This is a genomic window from Fodinicola acaciae (assembly GCF_010993745.1).
In the GTDB taxonomy this organism is placed as follows: Bacteria; Actinomycetota; Actinomycetes; order Mycobacteriales; family HKI-0501; genus Fodinicola; species Fodinicola acaciae.
Window position 1 is genome coordinate 1,256,056 of the sequence record NZ_WOTN01000001.1, and the last position, 20,488, is coordinate 1,276,543.

The following is a 20,488-nucleotide window of genomic DNA, read 5'->3' on the forward strand; positions in this document are numbered from 1 at the left end:
GAGGCCGCGCAGGCCGCTAACGAACGCGATAGAGCTGATGCATGACCTGATGCTCGGGCTTGTCCGACGACGGCGTGGTCAGGCAGCGCACCAGCTCCAGCTCGACATGGTCGGCGGCGAGGTTGTCGAACAGCCGCCGCCCTTGCCCGAGCAGCACCGGCACGACATGCAGGTGCAGCTCGTCGAGCTCGCCGATTCGTAGGAGGGCCTGCGCCGCGCCGGCGCCGTGCACCATCACGTCGCCGTCGCCGGCGGCCGCTCTCGCCTGCGCCGCACACTCGCGCGCGTCGGTGACATAGCGGACGCTGCCGGGCGGCGGCTCGTCGGGCACCTCGTGGGTCAGGACGAAGATCGGTACGCCGTCGTGGTGGTCGCCGTGCCAGTGGTTGGCGTGCTCGTATGTGCGCCGGCCGGAGATGAGAGCGCGGGTGGCCATCGCCTCGGCGTACACCTCGCCGCTCGGTCCGGGATCCTCGCGCCGGTCGAGCCAGTTGAACAGCCGGAAACCGTCGACGCCCATCGGTGTCTCAACACTGTCTCGTGGTCCGGCGACGTAGCCGTCGACCGACATGGTCATTTCGAGTCGGATGATGCTCATGACCTGAGCATCCCCTGACCGGCGCCCGGTGTGGAATCCCAGACTTCTGGGGTGTCGCGAGCGTAGGGTCGCCGGATGATCAATGCGCAGGTCCGGACGCGGGTACGGGACGACGTCGTCCGGCTGGTGCACCGCGGCCTGCCGGTGTCCGAGTTCTCCCGTGCGGCCGGTGACCTGCTGGCCCGTGCCGTGCCGAGCGAGGGCAGCTGCCTGATGACGGTCGACCCAGCGACGATGCTGCCGACCGCGGAGTATGTGGAGAACGGTTTGCCGGCCGCCGCGATGCTGCGGCTGGTGGAGATCGAGGTGCGTGAGCCGGACTACAACAAATGGGTCCATCTCGCTCGATCCGGCCGTCCGGCGGCCAGCCTGAGTGAGGTGACGGCCGGCGATCTGGACCTCAGCCTGCGCCAGCGGGAGGTCCGCCGGCCCGGCGGCTTCGCCGACGAGCTGCGGGTGGTGCTCGGCAACGAGCTGGCGACCTGGGGTGCGCTGACGATCTTCCGCGAGGCGGGCCGGCCGAATTTCACCTCCACCGAGGTGGCATTCGTGTCGTCGATGGCCGGGCTGATCGCCGACGGAGTGCGCCGGGGTCTGTTGCTGGAAGGCGCAAACGCCGGTCAGGACGAGGTCGGTGTCGTCGTCCTCGACGTCGACGACGGCGTCAGCATGTCGAACGGCGTCGCGGATCGCTGGCTGCGCGAGCTTGAAACCGGCGACCGTGCCGGTGCGCGGTTGCCACTGGTGGTGCTGGCGGTCGCGCGACAGGCACGGGCCATCTGTGCCAGCACATCGGTGGACCCGCGGCCGGCGAAGGTGCGTGCACGTACACGATCAGGTCAGTGGCTGGTTGTCCGCGGTTCACTGCTCGGTAGCGGTCCGGACGCGCCGGTCGCGGTCATGCTGGAGACCGCTCGGCCGGCTGAGCTGGCGCCGCTGATGGTGCACGCGTACGGCTTCACCGAAAGCGAGCGGCGGATCACCGAGCTGGTGGCGCAGGGCCTGTCCACCAAGCAGATCGCCAACCGGTTGCGGGTGTCGGCTTACACGGTGCAGGACCATCTGAAGTCGATTTTCGCGAAGTCAGGCACCGGCTCGCGTGGCGACCTGGTCGCGCGGCTGTTCGTCGATCACTACGCCGTCTCGCTCACTGCGACACAGTCGGCGTAGAGAGACCCTTCCGGCCGCGGCGCGGACCGTGGCCGAAAAGGTGGTGCTCTAGCTCAGGCCGCGGCGTGCGCGGCGGTGTGCATGGCGGGACGCGGACAGGGAGCGACCGCGCTGCCGTCCGGCAGGATCTCGCCGCAGTCGGCGAAGACGATCACGCCGTTGCACAGCAGGCTCCAGCCCTGCTCCGGGTGAGCGGCCACCACGTGCGCGGCGTCGTGGTCAGGCGCCTGAGCGTCGGGGCAGGCCGGTTCGTGCGAACACATCGTTGGTCTCCGGTGGAGAGAAATCGGTCGGTTGGCTGTGTGGTTGTGCTCACATAATGATCCCACGGCGCAAGCCCGCGCATGGCCGTTCGCCGCACCCTGTGGATAAATATTTCGCGAATGAGCACCTAATCGTTATCTGGCCACTACGGGCCGTACCAGCGGTAACGCTGTGTTGACCGACCGCATCGGCCGGCCGCGTCGGTTGCCTGAGCGCGCAAGGATTCGTACCCGTTATGCGGACGGAGCGTCCCCGATATGCGCGGCCAGCGCGGTCACGCCGGTCGCGATGTCGGCGCCGCTCGGCGCACTGTCCGGATCGAACAGCCACTGGATCAGGATGCCGGACATCAGCGCCATCTGTACGGCGCCGACCGTACGCTTCGCCTCCGCGTCCAGTGATTCCTCCGGCTTACCCAGCAGGCCGGCGGCGAGGCCGCTGCGGCCTTCGCGCATGCCTTCCTGGATGATCTCGGCGATCCGCGGGTTGTGCTGGGCCTCGATGCTCGCCTCGACGGTCGCCAGCCACAGCTTGGGATTGGTGCGGAACGACGCGATCGCCGTACGCCAGAAGGCCTCGTACTGCTCGCGTGGCGTCGCGTCCTTGTCTGTGGACGCGCGTACGGCGGCCTCGACCTCCTCGCCCCACTCCTCGATGGCCTGCATGAACGCCTGTGTCATCAGCGCGTCCCGAGAGCCGAAGTGATAGCCGATCGCGGCGTGGTTGACGCCGGCGGCGGCGGCGATGTCGCGGACCGTCGTGCGGGCCCAGCCCTTGTCCTTCAGGCAGGTGAGCGCGCCGGCCAGCAGGTCCTCTCGGTTTCCCATGCGCCACACCTTACCCGCCAACTGGTTTATCCATATGGATTGACCAAATGGATAAACCGTCTGTATGGTCGTCGCATCGACAACCCGAAGGGGACTGCCATGACCACGGTTCTGATCTCAGGTGCCGGCATCGCCGGTCCGTCGCTGGCCTTCTGGCTCAGCCGGTACGGCTACGACGTGACCGTCGTGGAACAGGCGCGCGGCCTGCGTGCCAGCGGCGCGGCGGTGGACTTCCGCGGCGACCAGATGGCGCTGCTGGAACGGATGGGGATCCTCGCGGAGATGCGGTCGTACGACACGGCCATGGGTGACCAGCTGATCGTCGACGCCGCCGGCCGCCAGGTGTCGCGGCTGCCGTCGGTGATCTTCAGCGGCGAGCTGGAGATCGAGCGCGGCGACCTCTCAGGTGTGCTCTACCGGCACACCAAGGACGGCGTCGACTACGTCTTCGGCGACCGGATCACCGCGCTGGACGAGCAGGCCGACAGTGTGTACGTCACCTTCGAGCACCGCCGCGCGCGGCGCTTCGACCTGGTGGTCGGCGCCGATGGCCAGCACTCCGGCGTACGACGGCTGGCATTCGGCGACGGCTTCCAGGTCGATCTCGGCTACTACACCGCCGGTTTCAGCATGCCGAACGTGCTCGGCCTCGACCACAGTGCGCGCATCTACAACGAGCCCGGCCGTTACGTGAACGTCAGCAGCGCGCGCAACCCGCGGCGCGCCGCGGTCAGCCTGGTCTTCGCGTCGCCGGAGCTCGCGTACGACCGGCGTGATCTGGCGGAGCAGAAGCGGATCATCGCCGAGCACTACGGCGCGACCGGCTGGGTCGTGCCGCAGCTGCTCCGGGAGCTGGAGAAGGCCGACGACCTGTATTTCGCCTCGCTCAGCCAGATCCAGATGCCGCGCTGGTCGACCGGCCGCATCGCGCTGCTCGGCGACGCGGCCTGGTGCGGCGGTCCCGGCGCCAGCGGCACCGGATACGCGATGCTCGGCGCGTACACGCTGGCCGGGGAGCTCGTCTCGACCGGTGACCACGCAGTCGCCTTCGCGCGCTATGAGGAGGCGATGCGGCCGGCCACGACGAAGTCGGCCAAGTTTGCCACCGGTGCCGGAAAGTTCCTGGCGCCGGCGACGGAGGCGAAGATCCGACGGCGCAACCGTACGTACCGATTCCTGTCGTCGCGGCCGATGACCGGGCTGATCAACAAGCTGGCCAAGGGCCACGCCAACACCGGCGACCTGGCCGACTACCAGCCGCTGACGACCGTGTGATCAGGTGCTGCTGCCGAACAGGGCGGTCAGCAGGACCATGTCGATCGACTTGGTGTCCAGCGAGCTGTACTCGCGTCCACCGGTCGCGGTGGCGATCTCCTTCAGCGCCGGCACGTCGGTGTCACCGCTGTATGCGATGGTGATGATCTCGACCGGCCGCGAGGGGTCGGAGGCGGCGCGGAGCTGGCTGATCAGCTGCGACTTGGTCAGCGTGCTGTTGGTCGACTCGTTGCGGCCGTCGGTGAGCAGCAGCACCAGGTTGACACGGTTGGGCTGGTAGGAGGCCTGCACGGCCTTGTAGGCGGCCAGCGCGGTGTTGTAGAGGCCGGTGCCGCCGTCGGCCTTGAGGTCGTTGAGCGCGTTGTTGATGGCCGTACGCCGCGGCGTGCCGCCGACGCTGCTGGTCATCGGGCCGATCGGGACGAGCTCCTTGTAGTCGGTCGTCGCCGTACGGTTGGTGGAGAACTGCCACAGGCCGAGCTGGCTCTGGTCGTTGAACATGCCGAAGGCGTGGGTCGCCGCCTGCGTGGCGACCTGCAGCCGGGTGCCGTTGCCGTCGTTGGCCGCGCGCGCCATCGAGCCGGACGTGTCGATCACTGCGAGGGCGTTGACCGTCCGCCGCAGCGCCGTCCAGGTGACGACCGTCTTGTTGATCGACTCCGGCAGCAACGCCATCCGTGCCAGCGCCTTGATGTGTGGCTGGAAACCGCGTGCCTCGGTGAGCAGCGGTGTGGGGGACCGGTCGGGTCCGCGGAAGCCGGCGTCGGCGTATGCCTTCCGGCCGGTCTGGCCCTGCACGAAGGACAGGAAGGCGGCGGCGATCTGCCGCTGTTTGGCGCCGACCCAGGGCGCCTTCAGCACCAGATACGGATAGTCCGCGTCGGACGTGCCCTTGGTCGGATACACCGCGACCAGCGGCACCTGCGGGTTGGTGGAGTTGTAGTCGGAGATGTCCCGCTCCAGCGCCGGGAAGGCCGACACGTACTGCAGCGCCTTGCCGCTCGCGTCGGCCATCTGCAGCGCGCCGAACATGGCGTCGCTGTCCGGCGTGTAGCGGGTGACCGACCTGGCCAGGTCGCTGGTGTGGTCGAGCTCGTCCTGGCTGATCTGCTCGTCGTCGTTGTAGTCGGTGATCGCGAGCAGCGCCTCAAGGCCTGGGGTCGACTTGGTCGGATCGGTCATGCCGATCTGGAACTTCCCCCACTCCGGATGCTTGAAGTCGGCCCAGCTGTGGCTGCCGGAGAAGGTGGTGACCAGGCTGCGCCAGTCGATCGGCGCGTTGGGCCAGCCGAGCGACTGCGCCATCGGCCGCGGCATGGCGATGACCACCGGCGAGCGCGCCAGGCTCGGCTGCAGCGACGGCATCATGTCGTACGCGTCCGGCCGGGCCTGCGCGACCCGCATCCAGGTCGAGGAGTCGGGAGCCCACACGTCCGGCCGCGGGCCGTCGCGCTTGGGATCCCAGTTGGGGCCGATGATGTTGGCCACGTCGCCGGACTTGGTCGACGCGACGGCCACCGCGGCGCAGCCGCCACCCACCGACGGGTTGTTCTGCGACCACTGCTGCGCGAGCGAGGAGAGGATCTTGGACTGGTCCGGATCGGCGACCACGTTCAGCGTCGTGGTCGAGCCCTTGCAGCCCTGGTTGGCCAACCAGGCGTATCCGGCCGTGACTCCGGAGAGTAACAACACGGCAACGGCGGAGATGACGATCCACGGTGCGATCGCGAACCGATAGCGGCGTTTGGGGCGCCGGCGGTGCGAGTGCACGGTGGAGGCCTGACGGCGTCCTGGCAAGTCGGGCCTCGCCGGTCTAACGCTGGAGCGGGTCGGGGATGCTCACGTTGGCGGAGTGTACGCCGTGTCCGAACGGCCTTTGGTGGCCGCACAAGGTCATGACAAGGTTTGGGACGTGAACGAGCCTTTCGACCCGGGTGCGCGGATTCATCCGGAGCATCCGTTTGCCACTCCGTCGGCCGACCGGCGGCCGGAGCGCCGGTTGCGCGGCCGGCTGGTCGGGCCGCTGACGGTGGTGACAGCCGGTGACGGACCGACCGCGGTCGGCCTGACCGTCTCCTCGTTGATGATGGCCGACGGCGAGCCGGCGGTGATCTGCGCCCTGGTCGATCCGGACAGCGACCTGGCCGACGCGGTGGAGGCCGGCGGGCGAGCGGTCGTGAACGTGCTGCGGTGGCGGCACCGCACGCTCGCCGACGTCTTCGCCGGCCTGCATCCATCGCCTGGCGGGCCGTTCCGGACCGGCGAGTGGACGAGCGGCGCGGCCGGTCCGGTGCTCGCTGACGCGGCGGCGGTCGCCGAGGTGACCGTGACGGACATACGGCCGGCCGGTTGGTCGGCGCTGCTGACGGCCATGGTCGACGCGGTGACGCTGCCGGACATCGAGGAGGACGACCTGCTCGCGTACGCACGCGGCCGCTATCGCACGGTTAGCGCCGTACGAGGTGGATAGGCATGCCTCTTCAGGCAACGTGTGCGAGCTTTGGTGAGGTCATCGCGCGCGCGGCTTGCCGAGGTGCACTAGCGTCATGGCGGATCGGTCAGAAGCGCAGGTGAGAAAAGTTCCGGACCTCGGTCAGCTCACTCTCAGTTTCGACCGATAGCCTGACGACTCGGCGAGTCAAGCGCCGGTAAAGACAGCCTGCCAGAGCCAGCAACGAAGGGGACACGTAGTCATGGCCGTTAGCCTGACCAAGGGCGGAAACGTTTCGCTGACCAAGGAGGCCGGCGGCACGCTCAATGCCGTCATCGTCGGCCTGGGATGGGACGTACGCACGACCACCGGCACCGACTTCGACCTCGACGCGAGCGCCATCGCGCTCGGCGCCGACGGCAAGGTCGTCTCCGACAAGCACTTCATCTTCTTCAACAACAAGACCAGCCCGGACAACACGATCGAGCACACCGGCGACAACCTGACCGGTGAGGGCGAGGGCGACGACGAGACCATCAAGGTCAACCTGGCCGGCCTGCCGGCCGAGGTCGAGAAGATCAACTTCCCGGTGTCGGTGTACGACGCGGAGGCCCGCCAGCAGAACTTCGGCCAGGTCCGCAACGCGTTCATCCGGATCATCAACCAGGCCGACAACGCCGAGATCGCCCGCTACGACCTCACCGAGGACGCCTCCACCGAGACGGCGATGATCTTCGGCGAGCTCTACCGCAACGGCGCCGAGTGGAAGTTCCGCGCCATCGGCCAGGGCTACAGCAGTGGCCTCGCCGGCATCGCGCGTGACTTCGGCGTGAACATCTGAGAGGCCGCGCAGATAGGGGAGTGGGTGAGAGTCGAGATCCAGGCGGCGCCTGGGCTCGACTATCGCCCGCTTCCCTATTTGTGCGGCCCTCTAGATGATCTATTCCAAGGGTTGCACCCGCCGGGTCGTCAGGAGGGCGTGTGTTGTTTCGCGTACGTCAAGTGCGTGACAGTCCCATGATCGACTCGGACAGGCCTGTGGCATCCCGGCAGGTGGCGAGACGAACCACCATGTGGGACCGATAAGGATCCTGTAACGCTAAATGCCCGTCTTGCGGTGTTCATGGTTGGTGCGAAGGCCGATTTACTAGCGCTGGACGCAAGAAAAACGGCCTTCACTCCCATCTGACCGCCGCTCGCTGTGACTGGTGCGACTGTTGAGGCGGGCAATGCTGTTGTGACTCATGTGGGTTGGCTTGTTCGTTGCCCCTGGTTCGAGCTTTCCTCGACCGCGACGGCGTCCAACTATCGGGCACCAAGTCGCCGTCTGGGCGCCGAGATAAGTGACGAATTTCTGACTCGGGACACTAGGTCCCCAGCTCCGCCGTACGGCCCGGCTCGCCTTCGCGCGAGCTGGGCCGTACGCGTCTACCATCCGAGATGATGAACAGGACACACAGTGAAGTAGCCGTGTCGTCCGGCCAGGCACTCGGCCGGCTGTTCGCACTGTCCGAGCTCATCCAGCAGGACGAGGCAGCCGGGATGGCGCGGCTGAAGCTGAGCCGCGCACGTGCCGCCGTGCTGTGGGAGCTGCACCATCAGGGTCCGCTCACGCAGCGCCGGCTGAGCGACGCGCTCAACGTGACCCCGCGCAACATCACCGGCCTGGTCGACGCGCTGGAGCTGGACGGCTTCGTCGTACGCACCAAACATCCGACCGACCGCCGCGCGATCCTGGTGCGGCTGACCGGCCACGGCGCCGAGACGACCAAGAAGATGGCCGAGGGCGCCGGGCGGTTCGCCGATCAGCTGTTCGGATCGGTGCCGGCCGACGAGCTGGAGGCGTTCGTACGGACGCTGGACGGTGTCATCGAGCGGCTGCGGCACGTCGTCGAGTCCGGCGACGGCTAACGCGTCAGGCACGCGGCTGGCAGCTCGAACCAGCGCAGGTGCTCGAAGTCCTCGGACAGGCCGGCCGGCAGGTGCGTGCAGTCCGGCGCCGCCGCGTCGGCCAGGATCCGCCGCGCCTCCGCGAGATAGCCGGCCAGCGCGGACTCGGGCGCGCTCTGTCGGTGCGCCGGATAGCGCAGCACGCCGGTGTCGTCGTAGTGCAGCATCGACAGCCGCAGCGGCGGATCGACCGGACCGCCGCGGTGGCGCCACAGTCCGGTCGCTGGGTCGAATGCGTAGTCCGGCAGCAGCCGCCAGCCGTCGGTTGCCACCAGGTGGACCGCCTCGACGATGTAGTCGAAGACGGTGTCGGAGATGAAGTAGTTGAAGTTGACCCGGACCCAGCCGGGCTTGATCCCCTCGCAGCCTTCGGCGATCTCGCGTTCGAAGGCGTGCGAGCGGTCCAGGTCGATGCCGAGCAGCCGGTGGCCGTACGGTCCGGCGCACGAGCAGCCACCGCGCGACTGGATGCCGAACAGGTCGTTGAGCAGCGCCACCACGAAGTTGTGGTGGACATAGCGACCGGTTGGCCGTTTCACCACGAAGGAGATGATCGAGAGCCGGTCGGCCTCGGTGTTGCCGAGGATCTCGATGTTGGGGTTGCGTTGCCAGGAGTCGACCGCGCGGCGCAGGAAGTCGTCCTCGCGCGCGCGGATCAGCTTCGTGCCGACAGCCTGCTTCAGGCCGAAGACCAGGCCGGCACGGATCGACTCGACGATCGCCGGCGTGCCGCCTTCCTCGCGGTGCACCGGATCGTCGAGATAGCGGTGCTCCATCGGGTTCACGTACGCGACCGTGCCGCCGCCTGGCACGTCCGGCACGCGGTTGCGCAGCAACTCCTTGCGTACGACCAGGACTCCCGGCGTGCCGGGACCGCCGATGAACTTGTGCGGCGAGATGAAGACGGCGTCCTTGTATGGCGCCGGATGCTTCGGACACTCCGGATACATGTCGATGTCCATGTACGGCGCGGCCGCGGCGAAGTCCCAGAACGACAGCGCCCCGTGCCGGTGCAGGATGCTGGCGACCGCGCAGGTGTTGGAGACGATGCCGGTCACGTTGCTGGCCGCCGAGAACGAGCCGATCTTCAGCGGCCGCTTCTCGTACCTGGTCAGCTCGGCTTCCAGCTGGTCCAGGTCGATGTGGCCGTCGTGGTCCTCGCGGATCTGCACGACGTCGGCGATCGACTCGCGCCACGGCAGCTCGTTGGAGTGGTGTTCGAACGGTCCGATGAGGACCACCGGCCGCTCGTCGGCCGGGATCCGGTCGGTGAGGTGATAGCGGTCGTCCAGGTCGGCCGGGATGCGCAGGCCGAGCACGCCGATCAGCTTGTCGATCGCGGCGGTGGAGCCGGAGCCGCAGAACATCACCGCGACGTTGTCGTCGGCGCCGACCGCGTCGGCGATGATCTGCCGCGCGTCCTCGCGCAACCGGGTCGTCTGCAGGCCGGTGCCGGACGACTCGGTGTGCGTGTTGGCATAGCGGGGCAGCACCTCGTCGCGGATGAAGTCCTCGACGAAGCTCAGCGCGCGGCCGGAGGCGGTGTAGTCGGCGTAAGTGACGCGGCGCGGACCGTACGGCCCGTCCATCACCTCGTCGTCGCCGATCACCGCCTCGCGGATCCGCTCCAACACCAGCGCCGGATCAGTCGTCATGCTGCCAGCATCGCACGTCAGCCGAGCAGTGCGCGGGCCTCCGCGAGCAGGTCGGCCTGCGCGTACCAGTCAGCGGCGAAGGTGCCCATGACGAGGTGTGTCGCACCGGCTTCGGCGTACGCGTGGAACCGGTCGGCGGCCTGCTGAGGCGTGCCGGAGATGACGACCTCGGCGGCCTTCTCCGGCGGGATCGCGTATGACTTGCCGAGGTCGGCTATGGCGCGGTCGACCTCGGCCGGTGTGACGCCGAGGCCGACGGTGCCGCCGACGATGACCTCCGGCGTCTTCCGGTCGTATGTGGCCGCCAGTTCCTCGAGTTTGTCGGCACCGGCGCGTACGTCGGCGGGGGTGACCAGCGACGGAAACCAGCTGTCGCCGTATTGCGCGGCCCGGCGCAACGCGACCGGTGGCCGGCCGCCGACGGCGATGTGCGGCACCGTGGCCGCAGGCGTCGGAGCGAACCGCTGACCGTTGTATTCCGCCGGCTTGCCGGCGATCAGGTCCGGCAGTGCGGCCAAGGCCTCGTCGGTCTGCCGGCCACGCTCCGCGTACGGGATGCCGAGCGCGTTCCACGCCGAGTTTCCGTGGATTTCTCCGCCGCTTCCGACGCCGAGGATGACGCGGTCGCCGGAGATCTGTTGCATGGTCGCGATCTGCTTGGCGACCCAGGCGACGTGCCGCAACGGCAGCACCATGACGCCGAAGCCGACCTCGATCCGCTCCGTGACGGCCGCGGAGGTGGTCAGCGAGACGACGCTGTCCAGCGTCGGGACCGTGGCGGCCAGGTGGTCGCCGCTGAAGATCGAGTCGAGCCCGGCTCGTTCGGCGTGCCTGGCACGCGGCCGGACCTCCTGCGGCGGGGTGACCGACGAAATGATGGTGCCGACGTTTATCCGTGTCATGTCGACAAATCCTCGCGTTTTCCTAGGGGATAAGAAGTGTTCTGCCAAGAGTTGTACGGTTTTCGATGGCACGATGGGCGTCTGCCGCTCGTGCCAACGGAAATGTCTGGCCGACGGTCGGCCGCAACCGTCCGGCGGCCGCCTCCGCCAGCGCTTTTCGCGCCAGCTCGTGTAGATGCTCGGCGGAGGTCTGGATCGAGCCGAAGCCGATGATGCTCACGTCGGTGTCCGATGGCACGTCGGTCGGCGTTTCGCTTGCCATGCCGTGCATGAGAAACCGGCCACCCGGTCGTACGAGCGACAGCGCCTGCGTGCCGATCTTTCCGCCTATGCCGTCGAAAACCAGGTCGACACCGCCGGTTTGGGCGCGTACCTCGTCGGTCCAGTCGTCCTGGCCGTAGTCGACGGTGAGGTCCGCGCCGACCGCCGCGGCCAGCTCGAGCTTGGCTTTGCCGCGAGCGACGCCGACGACGCGCGCGCCGGCCGTTTTTGCCAGTTGTACGAGCAAGCTGCCGACACCGCCGCCGGCCGCCTCGACCAGCACCCATTCGCCGGGTGCCGATTTCGCGGCGTCGGCGACCAGCAGTGCCGTACGGCCGTCGCCTTGCACCGCCATCGCGGTGGTGACCGGCAATCCTTCTGGTACGCGCAAAAGGGCAGTCGTGTCGACGGCCGCCAGCTCGGCGTAGCCGCCGCTGGGGAGGCGGCCGACGACCGTCTGGCCTTCGCCTTCGCCGCTGATGATCTCGCCGCCGACGCTGGTCCCCGGCACATACGGCAACTGCGGCCGGTGTGCCGGGGTCGGACCGCGGCCGGCGCGGACGCGTACGTCGATGAACGGCACGCTCACGGCCGCCACCCTCACCAGCACCTGTCCCGGTCCGGGCACCGGATCTGGCACCTCGGTGAACACCAGCGCGTCCGGCGGCCCGAACGCGGTCAGCTGTATCGCTCTCATCTTCGTCCAATCGGAGTAGATCGCTCCGTTAAAATATATCGGAGCGATTCGCTCCGTAAAGGAGGTGGCGTTAGGTTGACCGGCGTGAGAGGCAGGCAGGCCGAGGCGGCGCGCAACGACCGGCGGTTGCTGGAGGCGGCGCGAGAGGTGTTCGCCAGCCAGGGCTTCGACGCACCGGTCTCGGCGGTCGCCGAGCGTGCGGGCGTGGGGATCGGCAGCCTCTATCGCCGCTATGGCAGCAAGACCGAACTGCTGCAGCGGCTGTGCGTACTGGCGATGGAGCAGGCCACCGAGTCCGCCGAGGAAGGCCTGCGCGCGGACGATCCGTGGGACGGACTGGCCGGTCACATCCGGCGCAGCGTCGCGTTCCAGTCCGGGGCGTTGGGGCCGTTGGCCGGCCAGATCGACACGACGCCGGACATGTGGTCGACCAGCCGCCGGGTCCGCAAGCTCGTCGATGACCTGGTGCGGCGCGCTCGCGAGGCCGGCGCGCTGCGGCCGGACGTGACCGCGCTGGACGTGTCCCTGCTGATCGAGCTGTTCAGCCGCGGTGGCCGCGCGGAGCCGACCGCCGAGGACGTCAACAACCGTGACCGGCTGCTGGCGATCAGCCTGGACGGCCTGCGCGTGCTCGACGCCGGTCCGCTGCCGGGACACCCGCCGTGGCGGTCGCACTACGAGTCGCCGTGGCGCGGCCCGGACCGTACGGACAACTGACCGTGGCTTAACCGTCCTCGAACATTTCGCCGGCACGATCGCCGGCATGGCCGTCATCACCGAGCGAGCCGCGGTCGTCCGGCTCCTGCAGCGCACCGGGTTCACCGCTCACACCGCGGACGTCGACGCCGCCGTCGCGGCCGGTTTCGACGCCACGCTCGCGCGTACGCTCGCCGCCGTTCCTGAGCCGGTGACCTCGCCGGCCTTCGCCCCGGTCACCCGGCCGGACAAGAACGACAAGGACGCCAAGAAGGCCTACCAGCAGCAGGTCCGCGCGCAGTCGCAGCAGTTGGTGCTGTGGTGGCTCGACCACATGGTGACGACCGTGCAGCCGTGGATCGAGAAGCGGACGCTGTTGTGGCACGGCCACTGGGCCACCTCGATCAAGAAGGTGAAGTGGCCGGCCGCGATGGCGCTGCAGAACCAGACCGAGCGGACCCTCGGCGGCGGCGACTTCCGCACGTTCGCGCGCGCGATGGTCCGCGATCCCGCGCTGATGCTGTGGCTGGACGCCGCCGGCAACACCGCCAAGGCACCGAACGAAAACCTGGCGCGCGAGCTGATGGAGCTGTTCACCCTCGGCGTCGGCCATTACTCCGAAGACGACGTACGGCAGGCAGCCCGGGCGCTCACCGGCTGGCTGGTCGACCGGCGCGACGACAAGCCGTCCGCGACCTTCGTGGCGCGGCGGCACGCCGAAGGCACGCAGACGATCCTCGGCCAGACCGCGGATTTCACCGACCAGTCGCTGGTCGACCTGCTGGTGTCGCGGCCGTACTCGGCGCGATATCTGGCCACCAGGATGTGGGGTTGGCTGGTCTCGCCGACACCGCCGAGCGAGTCGAGCCTCGCGCGGATCACCGCCGCGTACGGACCGGGCCGCGACCTGACCGCCATGTTTCGCGCGATCCTGGCCGATCCGGCCTTCCGGCAGGCCGACAGCGTGGTGGTGAAGCAGCCGATCGAGTACGTCGTCGGAGCGTTGCGCGATCTCGGGCTTCGACCGTCCACAATGGACAAGAAGCTGCGGCTGGCCGTCGCGCGCGGCCTCACCGGACTCGGCCAGACGCCGTTCGATCCGCCGAGCGTCGGGGGTTGGCCGACCGGCGGCGCCTGGCTGACCACCGCTGCAGCGCAGACGCGCATCAAGCTGGCGGCGGCGCTGGCCAGGGCCGCCGACCTCAAGGCGGTTTCTTCCCAGAGCGTCAGCAAAAGACCGGCGTACGTCGCCGGGATGCTCGGCGTGAGCGCGTGGACGGCGCGTACACAGAGCGTTTTGACCAGCGCGGCAAGCAATCCGGCCGAGCTGGTCACGCTCGCACTGGCCGCGCCGGAATACGTCGTCAGCCGCTGAGAGGACAACCCGATGGATCTCTGGACCAGGCGTAAGTTTCTGATCGCCAGCGGCGTCACCGCCGGCGCCGCGCTGGCGGCCGGCGCGACCGCCGTCACCGTGCACGAGGTAATGAACGCGGCGCAGGCGAATCCGTTGCCTGGCAACGTTCCGGTGCTCGTACTGGTGACGTTGTACGGCGGCAACGACGGCCTCAACACCGTCGTGCCGGCGAGCGATCCGGCTTATCGCAGCGCACGTCCGGATCTCGCGTACGCGGAAAACGAGGTGCTGCCGCTGTCCGACGGCCTCGGTCTCAATCCGGCGATGAAGGGCCTGAAAGCGCTGTGGGACAGCAAAGAGCTGGCCATCGTCCGCGGTGTGTCGTATCCGAAACCGGATCACAGCCATTTCCGGTCGATGGCGATCTGGCAGACCGCGTCGCCGAGCAGTCCGCTGCCAACCGGCTGGCTCGGCCGGTGGCTGGACGGCAACGGCCGCGATCCGCTGAAGGCCATCGCGGTCGGCTCGACGCTGCCACCGCTGCTGGCCGGCGCCGAGGTCGCCGGTGCCGTGTTGCCGCTCGACGGCATTTCGCTGGCGAAGGCGTTGCGTACGCCGGTGCAGTCACTCAGCCGCACGGACGCGGCCGATCCGCTGCTCGAGGCGCGAGCCGCCGGCTCAATGGCCGATCTGCTTCGGGTGGACCAGACTTTCGCCCATGCCAAGGGATCCGAGCCGCCGGACGATCCGGACCGGCCCGCGGACGGCAACGCCGGTGGCGGCCAGAGCGCCTTGGCGGCGCAGCTGGACGTGGTGGCAAAATGCATCGCGGCCGGCGCGCCGACCCGCGCGTACAGCGTGAGCCTCGGCGGTTTTGACACGCATTCCAACGAAAAAGGCACGCAGTCGCGGCTGCTCGGCGAGCTCGACACCGCGGTCAGCGGATTTCTGAAGAAGGTCTCGGACAAGGTCGTCGTGGCGGTCTACTCGGAGTTTGGCCGGCGCGTCGCGGCCAACGCCAACCAGGGCACCGACCACGGCACCGCCGGACCGCTGTTCGTGGCCGGCGGCTCGGTGAAAGGCGGTTTCTACGGCGACGAGCCGAGCCTGACCAAGCTCGACGACGGCGACCTGGCCGTCACGACCGACTTCCGCGACGTGTACGCGACGCTGGTTGGCAAGGTGCTCGGCACCGATCCGGGACAGGTGCTCGGCGCGGGACGACAGCCGCTCGGCTTCCTGTGACATACGCTCACGCGGTGACCGATGGTGTGGTCCTGCTGGTGGAGGACGAGCGGCCGATCGCCGACCTGCAGCGCCTCTACCTGCGCCGCGAGGGCTTCGGCGTGCACGTGGAGACCGACGGCCGGGCCGGCCTGGCGGCCGCGCGTACGCTGCATCCGGTCGCGATCGTGCTGGACATCCGGCTGCCGCTGCTGGACGGCATCGAGGTGTGCAAAGCGCTGCGCGCGGAAGGAAACGCGACGCCGATCCTGTTCGTCACCGCTCGCGACGACGAGGCCGACCGGATCCTCGGCCTGGAGATCGGCGCCGACGACTACGTGACCAAGCCGTTCTCGCCGCGCGAGCTGGTGGCGCGGATCAAGGCGGTGTTGCGGCGCGGCCAGCAGCCGGGTCCGCCGGTGTTGGTCTCCGGTGAGCTGACGGTCGACGTGGCCGGTCGCCGCGTGGTCGTACGCGATGCCGAGGTCGAGCTGACCGCGACCGAGTTCTCGCTGCTGGCGCACCTGATGCGGCGGCCCGGCCAGGTCTTCTCGCGTGACCAGCTGCTGGCCTCGGTGTGGGGCCACGCCGGCCCTGGCAGCCGCACGGTTGACGTACACGTGGCGCAGCTGCGTGCCAAACTCGGCGCTGACTGTCCAATTAGGACGTTCCGCGGCGTCGGTTACGGTGTCGACCGCCGATGAGCTGGTTTCGCCGGCAGGGGCTCGGCTTCCGGATCGGCCTGGTCACCACCGCGGTGGCCGTGGTCTGTGTGCTGGTGGCAGCGGCCGTGTCGTATCCGCTGATCCGGTCGGCCGCCGAGACGCAGGCGCGCAAGCAGCTGGCGCGGCAGGCGGCGCTGGTCGCCGGCCTGGGTCCGCAGCGGTCCACCTCGACGCGCGTCCGGCAGCTGCTCGGCTCGGCCGGCATCCGGCTGGCGGTCGTACGGCCGGATGAGCCGGTGCGCGGTCCGCGGCTGCCGGAGGCCGACCTCCGCGCGCTGGCCGCCGGACGCGACATCTCGCGGATCGAGACGCTGGACGGTCAGCGCGTCTATGTGGAAGGTCGCGCGATGGAGTCCGGTGGCGGCATCGCGCTGGTGCAGGTGGCCAACATCGCGCCGAAGGACCAGGAGGAGTTTTTCTGGCGGATGCTGCTGTCCGCGCTGGTCGGCCTGCTGGTCGCGGTGATAGCCGGCGTGCTGCTCGCGCGCCGGCTGGCTCGGCCGTTGCGGCGTGCGGCGGCTGGTGCCCGGCGGATGGCGGCAGGAGAGCGGTCCGTACGCGTCGACGCGTCCGGCCCGGCCGAGGTGGCCTCAGTGGCCGAGGCGGTGAACTCGCTGGCCGCCGCGCTGGAGGTGAGCGAGGGACGGCAGCGCGACTTCCTGCTGTCGGTGTCGCACGAGCTGCGTACGCCGCTGACGACCGTCAAGGGCTTCGCCGAGGCGCTGGTCGACGGAGTCGCCGACGATGTGCCGGGCACCGGTCGGGTCATGCTGGCCGAGGCCGAGCGGCTGGACCGGCTGATCGGCGACCTGCTCGACCTGGCCAGGCTGCAGGCGCAGGATTTCCGCCTCGACTTCGCCGACGTCGACGTGACCGAGGTCGTACGAGCCGCCGCGCGAGCCTGGAGTGCGCGGCGTGCCGATTTTCGTGCGGAGATCGGCGAAGGGCCGGTCGTCGTGCGAACGGACGCCGGCCGCCTGCGCCAGGTCATCGACGGCCTGATGGACAATGCCACGCGGGTGTGTCCGGCTGGCGCGCCGGTCGTTTTGGCTCTGCGTAAGGAGACCGGCGCCGCGGTGATCGAGGTGCGCGACGGAGGACCGGGATTGACCGCCGACGACATGACGGTCGCATTTGAGAAGTCGGTGTTGTCGCAGCGATATCAGGGCGAGCGCGCCGGCAGCGCCGGCATCGGCCTGGCGCTCGTACACGGTCTGGTCGTACGCCTCGGCGGCACCATCGAGGTGTCCGCGGCACCAGAAGGCGGCGCACGGTTTTCCGTGCGCCTGCCTTCAGCGTGACTACCTCGCGGCGGCGGTGCGCTTGCGGGGCGCGGACGTACGCGGCGGCTTCTTGTTGAGGCCGGCGCTGGTCTTCCCGAAGGAACGACCGAGTTTTTCCATCTCGCGCTCGATTTTGGGCACCATCTGGCGAGCCTGCGCCATGATCGGCAGCGCGCCGATCGGGCCGAGCGTGATCGGCCGCAGCTTCTCGACCAGGCCGACCGCGCGCGGCACGTACACACGTCGCCGGCGCCGCTCGATGCCGTCGACGATCGCGAGCGCGCACTCGTCGACCGAAGTCGTCGTGTTGAGCGGCCATGGCAGTTTCTTCAGCGTCTCGGCGAAAACCGACGAGTCCTGCTTGATGTCGCGGACCAGGTCGGTGTCGATCCAGCCGGGATGGACGGTGCCGACGCCGACGTGCCGATAGGCCAGCTCGAAGCGCAGCGCGTTGCCAAACTGCTCCACACCGGCCTTGGAGGCACAATATGCGGCCATGCCTGGCAAAACCGTGAAGGCGGCGGCGGAGGAGATGAGCGAGTAGTAGCCGCGGCGAGCGGTCACCATCGGCAGCGTGCTCTTGACCGTACGCACGACGCCGATCAGGTTGACGTCGATGGTGCGCACGATCGCCTCGGCCGGGTTGATCGCGACCGTGCCGTTGTTGGCGACGCCGGCGTTGGCGACCACCACGTCGATGCCACCGAAGTCGCGTACGACGTCCACGGCGACCTTCTCCATCGCGGCCTGGTCGGTCACGTCGGCCTCGTACCAGCCGTGTTCGGGACCAAGCTCGTCCGCGAGCCGCCTGAGCCGCTCGGGCTCGAGTCCGACCAGCGCGATCCGCGCGCCACGCTCGGCCGCGAGCCGCGCGGTTGCCTCGCCGATGCCGCGCGCGGCGCCGGTGATGAAGACGGTCTTACCTACCAGCGGACTGCTCATGCGGTTCCTTCCTCGGTGGTGGGCCATTGCTTGCCGTCGCGTACGCCGGACAGGCCAAACCAGACCAGCTCGGCGAGCGTACGGGCGACGGCGTCCGCGCTGAGCTGCGGATCGTGCCGGCGGCGGACCGCCAGGCGTTCGCAGGCGCCGATGATGGCCTGCGCGTACGTGTCGATCGCCTCCTCCGGCACACCGGGCATGCCGCTGGCCAGGATGGCGGCCGTGTAGTCGGCCTGTTGCTGCCGGACGTTCTCCATCTCCTCGGCGGCCGGACTGCCGGCCAGCGCGCCCTCGGCCACCAGCATCGTCCACGCGCGCTCGTGTTTTTCGATGAAGTCGAAGAAGACCCGGAAGCCGGTGAGCACCACGTCCTCCGGTGTGCCGGCGCGCGACTGCGCCTCGATGGTGAGCCGGAGCAGCTCGGCTCGAGCCCGCGAGATGCAGGCGACCGCCAACCCGTCCTTGGAGCCGAAGTGGTCATAGAGCACCGGCTTGGTGACGCCGGCGCGGTCGGCGATCTCGTCCATCGTCACGGTCTGAAAGCCGCGCTCGCCGAAGATCTCCTCGGCCACGTCGAGGAGTTGCTGCTCGCGGTCGGCTCGGCGCATGCGCCGCCGCGGCCGGGTCGTGGAACCTGTCACCTTGCGTACTTTACACGCAGTAGGTTACTGTCGGTAGGTAATGACGGAAGGGACTCGGGATCGTGACTGAGCGCGTACGAGTGGCCATCATCGGCAGCGGCTTTTCCGGTCTGGGCGTGGCGATCAAGCTGCGCGAGGCAGGCATCGACGACTTCGTGATCCTGGAGCGCGGCGACGACGTCGGCGGCACCTGGCGCGACAACACCTATCCGGGCGCGGCCTGCGACGTGCCGTCGCACCTCTACTCGTTCTCCTTCGCGCCGAATCCGCGCTGGAGCCAGGCTTTCTCGCCGCAGCCGGAGATTTTCGCGTACCTGCGCCGATGTGCCAACCGCTATGGCCTCTATCGGTTTGCTCGCTTCAATCACGACGTACGAGGTGCCGCGTGGGACGACACCGCGCGGTTGTGGCGGATCCAGACCTCACGAGGCGACTTCGAGGCCAACGTGATGGTCAGCGCGGTCGGTCCGCTGTCCGACCCGGCGCTGCCGGACATTCCAGGGATCAGCGAGTTCCAGGGAAAACTGTTCCACTCGGCGCGCTGGGACCACGACCACGACCTGACCGGCGAACGGGTCGCGGTGATCGGCACCGGCGCCTCTGCGATCCAGTTCGTGCCGGAGATCGCCCCAGCGGTGGGCAAACTCCACCTCTTTCAGCGTACGCCGCCATGGATCGTGCCCCGGTCGGCGCGGCACCTGACCGAGCTGGAGCACACCGCGTTCAGCTCGTTTCCGTTGTTGCAGCAGGCGATCCGCGCCGGCATCTACTGGGGTCGCGAGACGTTCGTCGTCGGGTTCGCCAAGGACCAGGGGGTGATGAAGGTCGCCGAGCGGATGGCGCGACGGCACCTGGCCAAACAGGTGCCCGACCGCGAGCTGCGGCGCAAGCTGACCCCGACCTACACGATCGGCTGCAAGCGGATCCTGTTGTCCAACAACTACTATCCGGCGCTCAGCCGGTCCAATGTGGACGTGGTGACCGACCGGATCACGCGGATCAACCCGCACTCGGTGGTGACCGCCGACGGCACCGAGCGAGAAATCGACACGCTCATTCTCGGCACCGGCTTTCACGTCACCGACATGCCGATGGCGCAGTGGGTCACCGGTCGCGACGGCGTTTTGCTTGCCGACGCGTGGAAAGGTGGCGTGCAGGCGTACAAGGGGACGACCGTGCACGGGTTTCCCAACATGTTCATCATGATCGGCCCCAACACCGGCCTCGGCCACAACTCGATGGTCTACATGATCGAGTCGCAGCTCAACTACGTGATCGACGCGGTGAAGTTCCTCGGCCGGCCGGGAGTGTCCGATGTGGACGTCGATCCGGCCGCTGAGTCGGAGTTCAACGTGGACGTGCAGAAGATGATGGAGCGTACGGTCTGGGCCTCCGGGGGCTGCGACAGCTGGTATCTGGACGACAACGGGCGCAACACGACGCTCTGGCCGACGTTCACCGCGAGCTTCCGGCAGCAGACCCGGCGCTTCGACGCCGACCGGTATGAGGTGCGCTCGGCGCCGGTGCTGGAAAACGTGCGGTAACCGGACCATATACGCGCACGTCGTACGTGCTCATCCGAGCGCGGCC

The 20,488-nt window shown here is 68.7% G+C and carries 20 protein-coding genes; 11 read left to right on the plus strand and 9 right to left on the minus strand.

The genetic code is table 11. The features are described from left to right. Window positions 1–16: 16 nt before the first annotated feature. Window positions 17–598: a dihydrofolate reductase family protein gene (locus GNX95_RS05820; protein ID WP_163506098.1), complete on the minus strand. Its 582-nt coding sequence runs from the start codon at window positions 596–598 to the stop codon at window positions 17–19. A 75-nt stretch (window positions 599–673) separates the two neighbouring features. Here GNX95_RS05820 and GNX95_RS05825 point away from each other — a divergent pair, with 75 nt between their 5' ends. Next, window positions 674–1,768: a helix-turn-helix transcriptional regulator gene (locus tag GNX95_RS05825; RefSeq protein WP_163506099.1), complete on the plus strand. Its 1,095-nt coding sequence runs from the start codon at window positions 674–676 to the stop codon at window positions 1,766–1,768. A 53-nt stretch (window positions 1,769–1,821) separates the two neighbouring features. Here GNX95_RS05825 and GNX95_RS05830 read toward each other — a convergent pair whose 3' ends face one another. Further along, window positions 1,822–2,031: a DUF5999 family protein gene (locus GNX95_RS05830; protein WP_163506100.1), complete on the minus strand. Its 210-nt coding sequence runs from the start codon at window positions 2,029–2,031 to the stop codon at window positions 1,822–1,824. A 234-nt stretch (window positions 2,032–2,265) separates the two neighbouring features. After that, window positions 2,266–2,859, minus strand: a complete 594-nt coding sequence (locus GNX95_RS05835; protein ID WP_163506101.1) for a TetR/AcrR family transcriptional regulator — start codon at window positions 2,857–2,859, stop codon at window positions 2,266–2,268. 99 nt (window positions 2,860–2,958) lie between these two features. On the opposite strand from GNX95_RS05835, the gene GNX95_RS05840 reads away from it, so the two are divergent. Beyond that, a complete protein-coding gene (locus GNX95_RS05840; protein ID WP_163506102.1) occupies window positions 2,959–4,134 on the plus strand; it encodes an FAD-dependent monooxygenase in 1,176 nt (391 codons plus the stop codon). Here GNX95_RS05840 and GNX95_RS05845 read toward each other — a convergent pair whose 3' ends face one another. After that, window positions 4,135–5,931, minus strand: a complete 1,797-nt coding sequence (locus tag GNX95_RS05845; RefSeq protein ID WP_163506103.1) for a substrate-binding and VWA domain-containing protein — start codon at window positions 5,929–5,931, stop codon at window positions 4,135–4,137. It lies immediately after the preceding gene. Between the two features lie 115 nt (window positions 5,932–6,046). On the opposite strand from GNX95_RS05845, the gene GNX95_RS05850 reads away from it, so the two are divergent. The 3 genes from GNX95_RS05850 to GNX95_RS05860 all read left to right on the plus strand — a co-directional run bounded on the left by GNX95_RS05850 (window position 6,047) and on the right by GNX95_RS05860 (window position 8,476). Then, entirely contained in the window at window positions 6,047–6,604 is a 558-nt protein-coding gene (locus GNX95_RS05850; RefSeq protein ID WP_163506104.1) for a flavin reductase family protein, read from the plus strand. Between the two features lie 223 nt (window positions 6,605–6,827). Further along, window positions 6,828–7,406, plus strand: coding sequence for a TerD family protein (locus tag GNX95_RS05855; RefSeq protein WP_163506105.1), 579 nt, complete (start codon window positions 6,828–6,830; stop codon window positions 7,404–7,406). A gap of 602 nt (window positions 7,407–8,008) precedes the next feature. After that, window positions 8,009–8,476, plus strand: a complete 468-nt coding sequence (locus tag GNX95_RS05860; RefSeq protein ID WP_163506106.1) for a MarR family winged helix-turn-helix transcriptional regulator — start codon at window positions 8,009–8,011, stop codon at window positions 8,474–8,476. Here the strand turns inward: GNX95_RS05860 and GNX95_RS05865 are convergent. The 3 genes from GNX95_RS05865 to GNX95_RS05875 are packed head-to-tail and all read right to left on the minus strand — an operon-like array spanning window position 8,473 to window position 12,030. Beyond that, window positions 8,473–10,170, minus strand: a complete 1,698-nt coding sequence (locus GNX95_RS05865) for an aminotransferase class V-fold PLP-dependent enzyme (RefSeq protein ID WP_163506107.1) — start codon at window positions 10,168–10,170, stop codon at window positions 8,473–8,475. The genes GNX95_RS05860 and GNX95_RS05865 overlap by 4 nt on opposite strands. Window positions 10,171–10,187: 17 nt before the next feature. Then, window positions 10,188–11,072: an LLM class flavin-dependent oxidoreductase gene (locus GNX95_RS05870; protein WP_163506108.1), complete on the minus strand. Its 885-nt coding sequence runs from the start codon at window positions 11,070–11,072 to the stop codon at window positions 10,188–10,190. Window positions 11,073–11,094: 22 nt separating this feature from the next. Continuing rightward, window positions 11,095–12,030, minus strand: a complete 936-nt coding sequence (locus GNX95_RS05875) for a zinc-binding dehydrogenase (RefSeq protein ID WP_163506109.1) — start codon at window positions 12,028–12,030, stop codon at window positions 11,095–11,097. Between the two features lie 84 nt (window positions 12,031–12,114). Here GNX95_RS05875 and GNX95_RS05880 point away from each other — a divergent pair, with 84 nt between their 5' ends. Genes GNX95_RS05880 through GNX95_RS05900 form a run of 5 tightly spaced genes read left to right on the plus strand, consistent with a single transcriptional unit; the run spans window position 12,115 to window position 17,333 of the window. Then, window positions 12,115–12,747 (plus strand): TetR/AcrR family transcriptional regulator, encoded by a 633-nt coding sequence (locus tag GNX95_RS05880; RefSeq protein ID WP_222853415.1) that lies wholly within the window; start codon window positions 12,115–12,117, stop codon window positions 12,745–12,747. 46 nt (window positions 12,748–12,793) lie between these two features. Beyond that, window positions 12,794–14,101, plus strand: coding sequence for a DUF1800 domain-containing protein (locus GNX95_RS05885; protein WP_163506110.1), 1,308 nt, complete (start codon window positions 12,794–12,796; stop codon window positions 14,099–14,101). 12 nt (window positions 14,102–14,113) lie between these two features. Next, the gene (locus GNX95_RS05890) at window positions 14,114–15,328 is read left to right on the plus strand and encodes a DUF1501 domain-containing protein (protein WP_163506111.1); all 1,215 of its coding nucleotides are present in this window, start codon (window positions 14,114–14,116) and stop codon (window positions 15,326–15,328) included. Between the two features lie 14 nt (window positions 15,329–15,342). Then, entirely contained in the window at window positions 15,343–16,011 is a 669-nt protein-coding gene (locus GNX95_RS05895) for a response regulator transcription factor (RefSeq protein WP_163506112.1), read from the plus strand. Further along, a complete protein-coding gene (locus tag GNX95_RS05900) occupies window positions 16,008–17,333 on the plus strand; it encodes a sensor histidine kinase (protein ID WP_163506113.1) in 1,326 nt (441 codons plus the stop codon). Before GNX95_RS05895 ends, GNX95_RS05900 begins: the two co-directional genes overlap by 4 nt. Here GNX95_RS05900 and GNX95_RS05905 read toward each other — a convergent pair whose 3' ends face one another. Next, window positions 17,334–18,257, minus strand: a complete 924-nt coding sequence (locus GNX95_RS05905; protein ID WP_163506114.1) for an SDR family oxidoreductase — start codon at window positions 18,255–18,257, stop codon at window positions 17,334–17,336. Then, a complete protein-coding gene (locus tag GNX95_RS05910; RefSeq protein WP_163506115.1) occupies window positions 18,254–18,898 on the minus strand; it encodes a TetR/AcrR family transcriptional regulator in 645 nt (214 codons plus the stop codon). The genes GNX95_RS05905 and GNX95_RS05910 overlap by 4 nt, the downstream gene beginning before the upstream one ends. Before the next feature lie 62 nt (window positions 18,899–18,960). Between GNX95_RS05910 and GNX95_RS05915 the strand changes: the two genes are divergently transcribed. After that, entirely contained in the window at window positions 18,961–20,442 is a 1,482-nt protein-coding gene (locus GNX95_RS05915) for a flavin-containing monooxygenase (protein WP_163506116.1), read from the plus strand. Window positions 20,443–20,488: the final 46 nt, after the last annotated feature.

Bases quoted from the DNA above. Each gene is read 5' to 3' on its own strand.
- GNX95_RS05900 (WP_163506113.1), top strand. From the start codon at position 16,008: ATGAGCTGGTTTCGCCGGCAGGGGCTCGGCTTCCGGATCGGCCTGGTC.
- GNX95_RS05905 (WP_163506114.1), bottom strand. From the start codon at position 18,257: ATGAGCAGTCCGCTGGTAGGTAAGACCGTCTTCATCACCGGCGCCGCG.
- GNX95_RS05835 (WP_163506101.1), bottom strand. From the start codon at position 2,859: ATGGGAAACCGAGAGGACCTGCTGGCCGGCGCGCTCACCTGCCTGAAG.
- GNX95_RS05885 (WP_163506110.1), top strand. From the start codon at position 12,794: ATGGCCGTCATCACCGAGCGAGCCGCGGTCGTCCGGCTCCTGCAGCGC.
- GNX95_RS05855 (WP_163506105.1), top strand. From the start codon at position 6,828: ATGGCCGTTAGCCTGACCAAGGGCGGAAACGTTTCGCTGACCAAGGAG.
- GNX95_RS05825 (WP_163506099.1), top strand. From the start codon at position 674: ATGATCAATGCGCAGGTCCGGACGCGGGTACGGGACGACGTCGTCCGG.
- GNX95_RS05875 (WP_163506109.1), bottom strand. From the start codon at position 12,030: ATGAGAGCGATACAGCTGACCGCGTTCGGGCCGCCGGACGCGCTGGTG.
- GNX95_RS05820 (WP_163506098.1), bottom strand. From the start codon at position 598: ATGAGCATCATCCGACTCGAAATGACCATGTCGGTCGACGGCTACGTC.
- GNX95_RS05840 (WP_163506102.1), top strand. From the start codon at position 2,959: ATGACCACGGTTCTGATCTCAGGTGCCGGCATCGCCGGTCCGTCGCTG.
- GNX95_RS05865 (WP_163506107.1), bottom strand. From the start codon at position 10,170: ATGACGACTGATCCGGCGCTGGTGTTGGAGCGGATCCGCGAGGCGGTG.
- GNX95_RS05890 (WP_163506111.1), top strand. From the start codon at position 14,114: ATGGATCTCTGGACCAGGCGTAAGTTTCTGATCGCCAGCGGCGTCACC.
- GNX95_RS05830 (WP_163506100.1), bottom strand. From the start codon at position 2,031: ATGTGTTCGCACGAACCGGCCTGCCCCGACGCTCAGGCGCCTGACCAC.
- GNX95_RS05870 (WP_163506108.1), bottom strand. From the start codon at position 11,072: ATGACACGGATAAACGTCGGCACCATCATTTCGTCGGTCACCCCGCCG.
- GNX95_RS05860 (WP_163506106.1), top strand. From the start codon at position 8,009: ATGAACAGGACACACAGTGAAGTAGCCGTGTCGTCCGGCCAGGCACTC.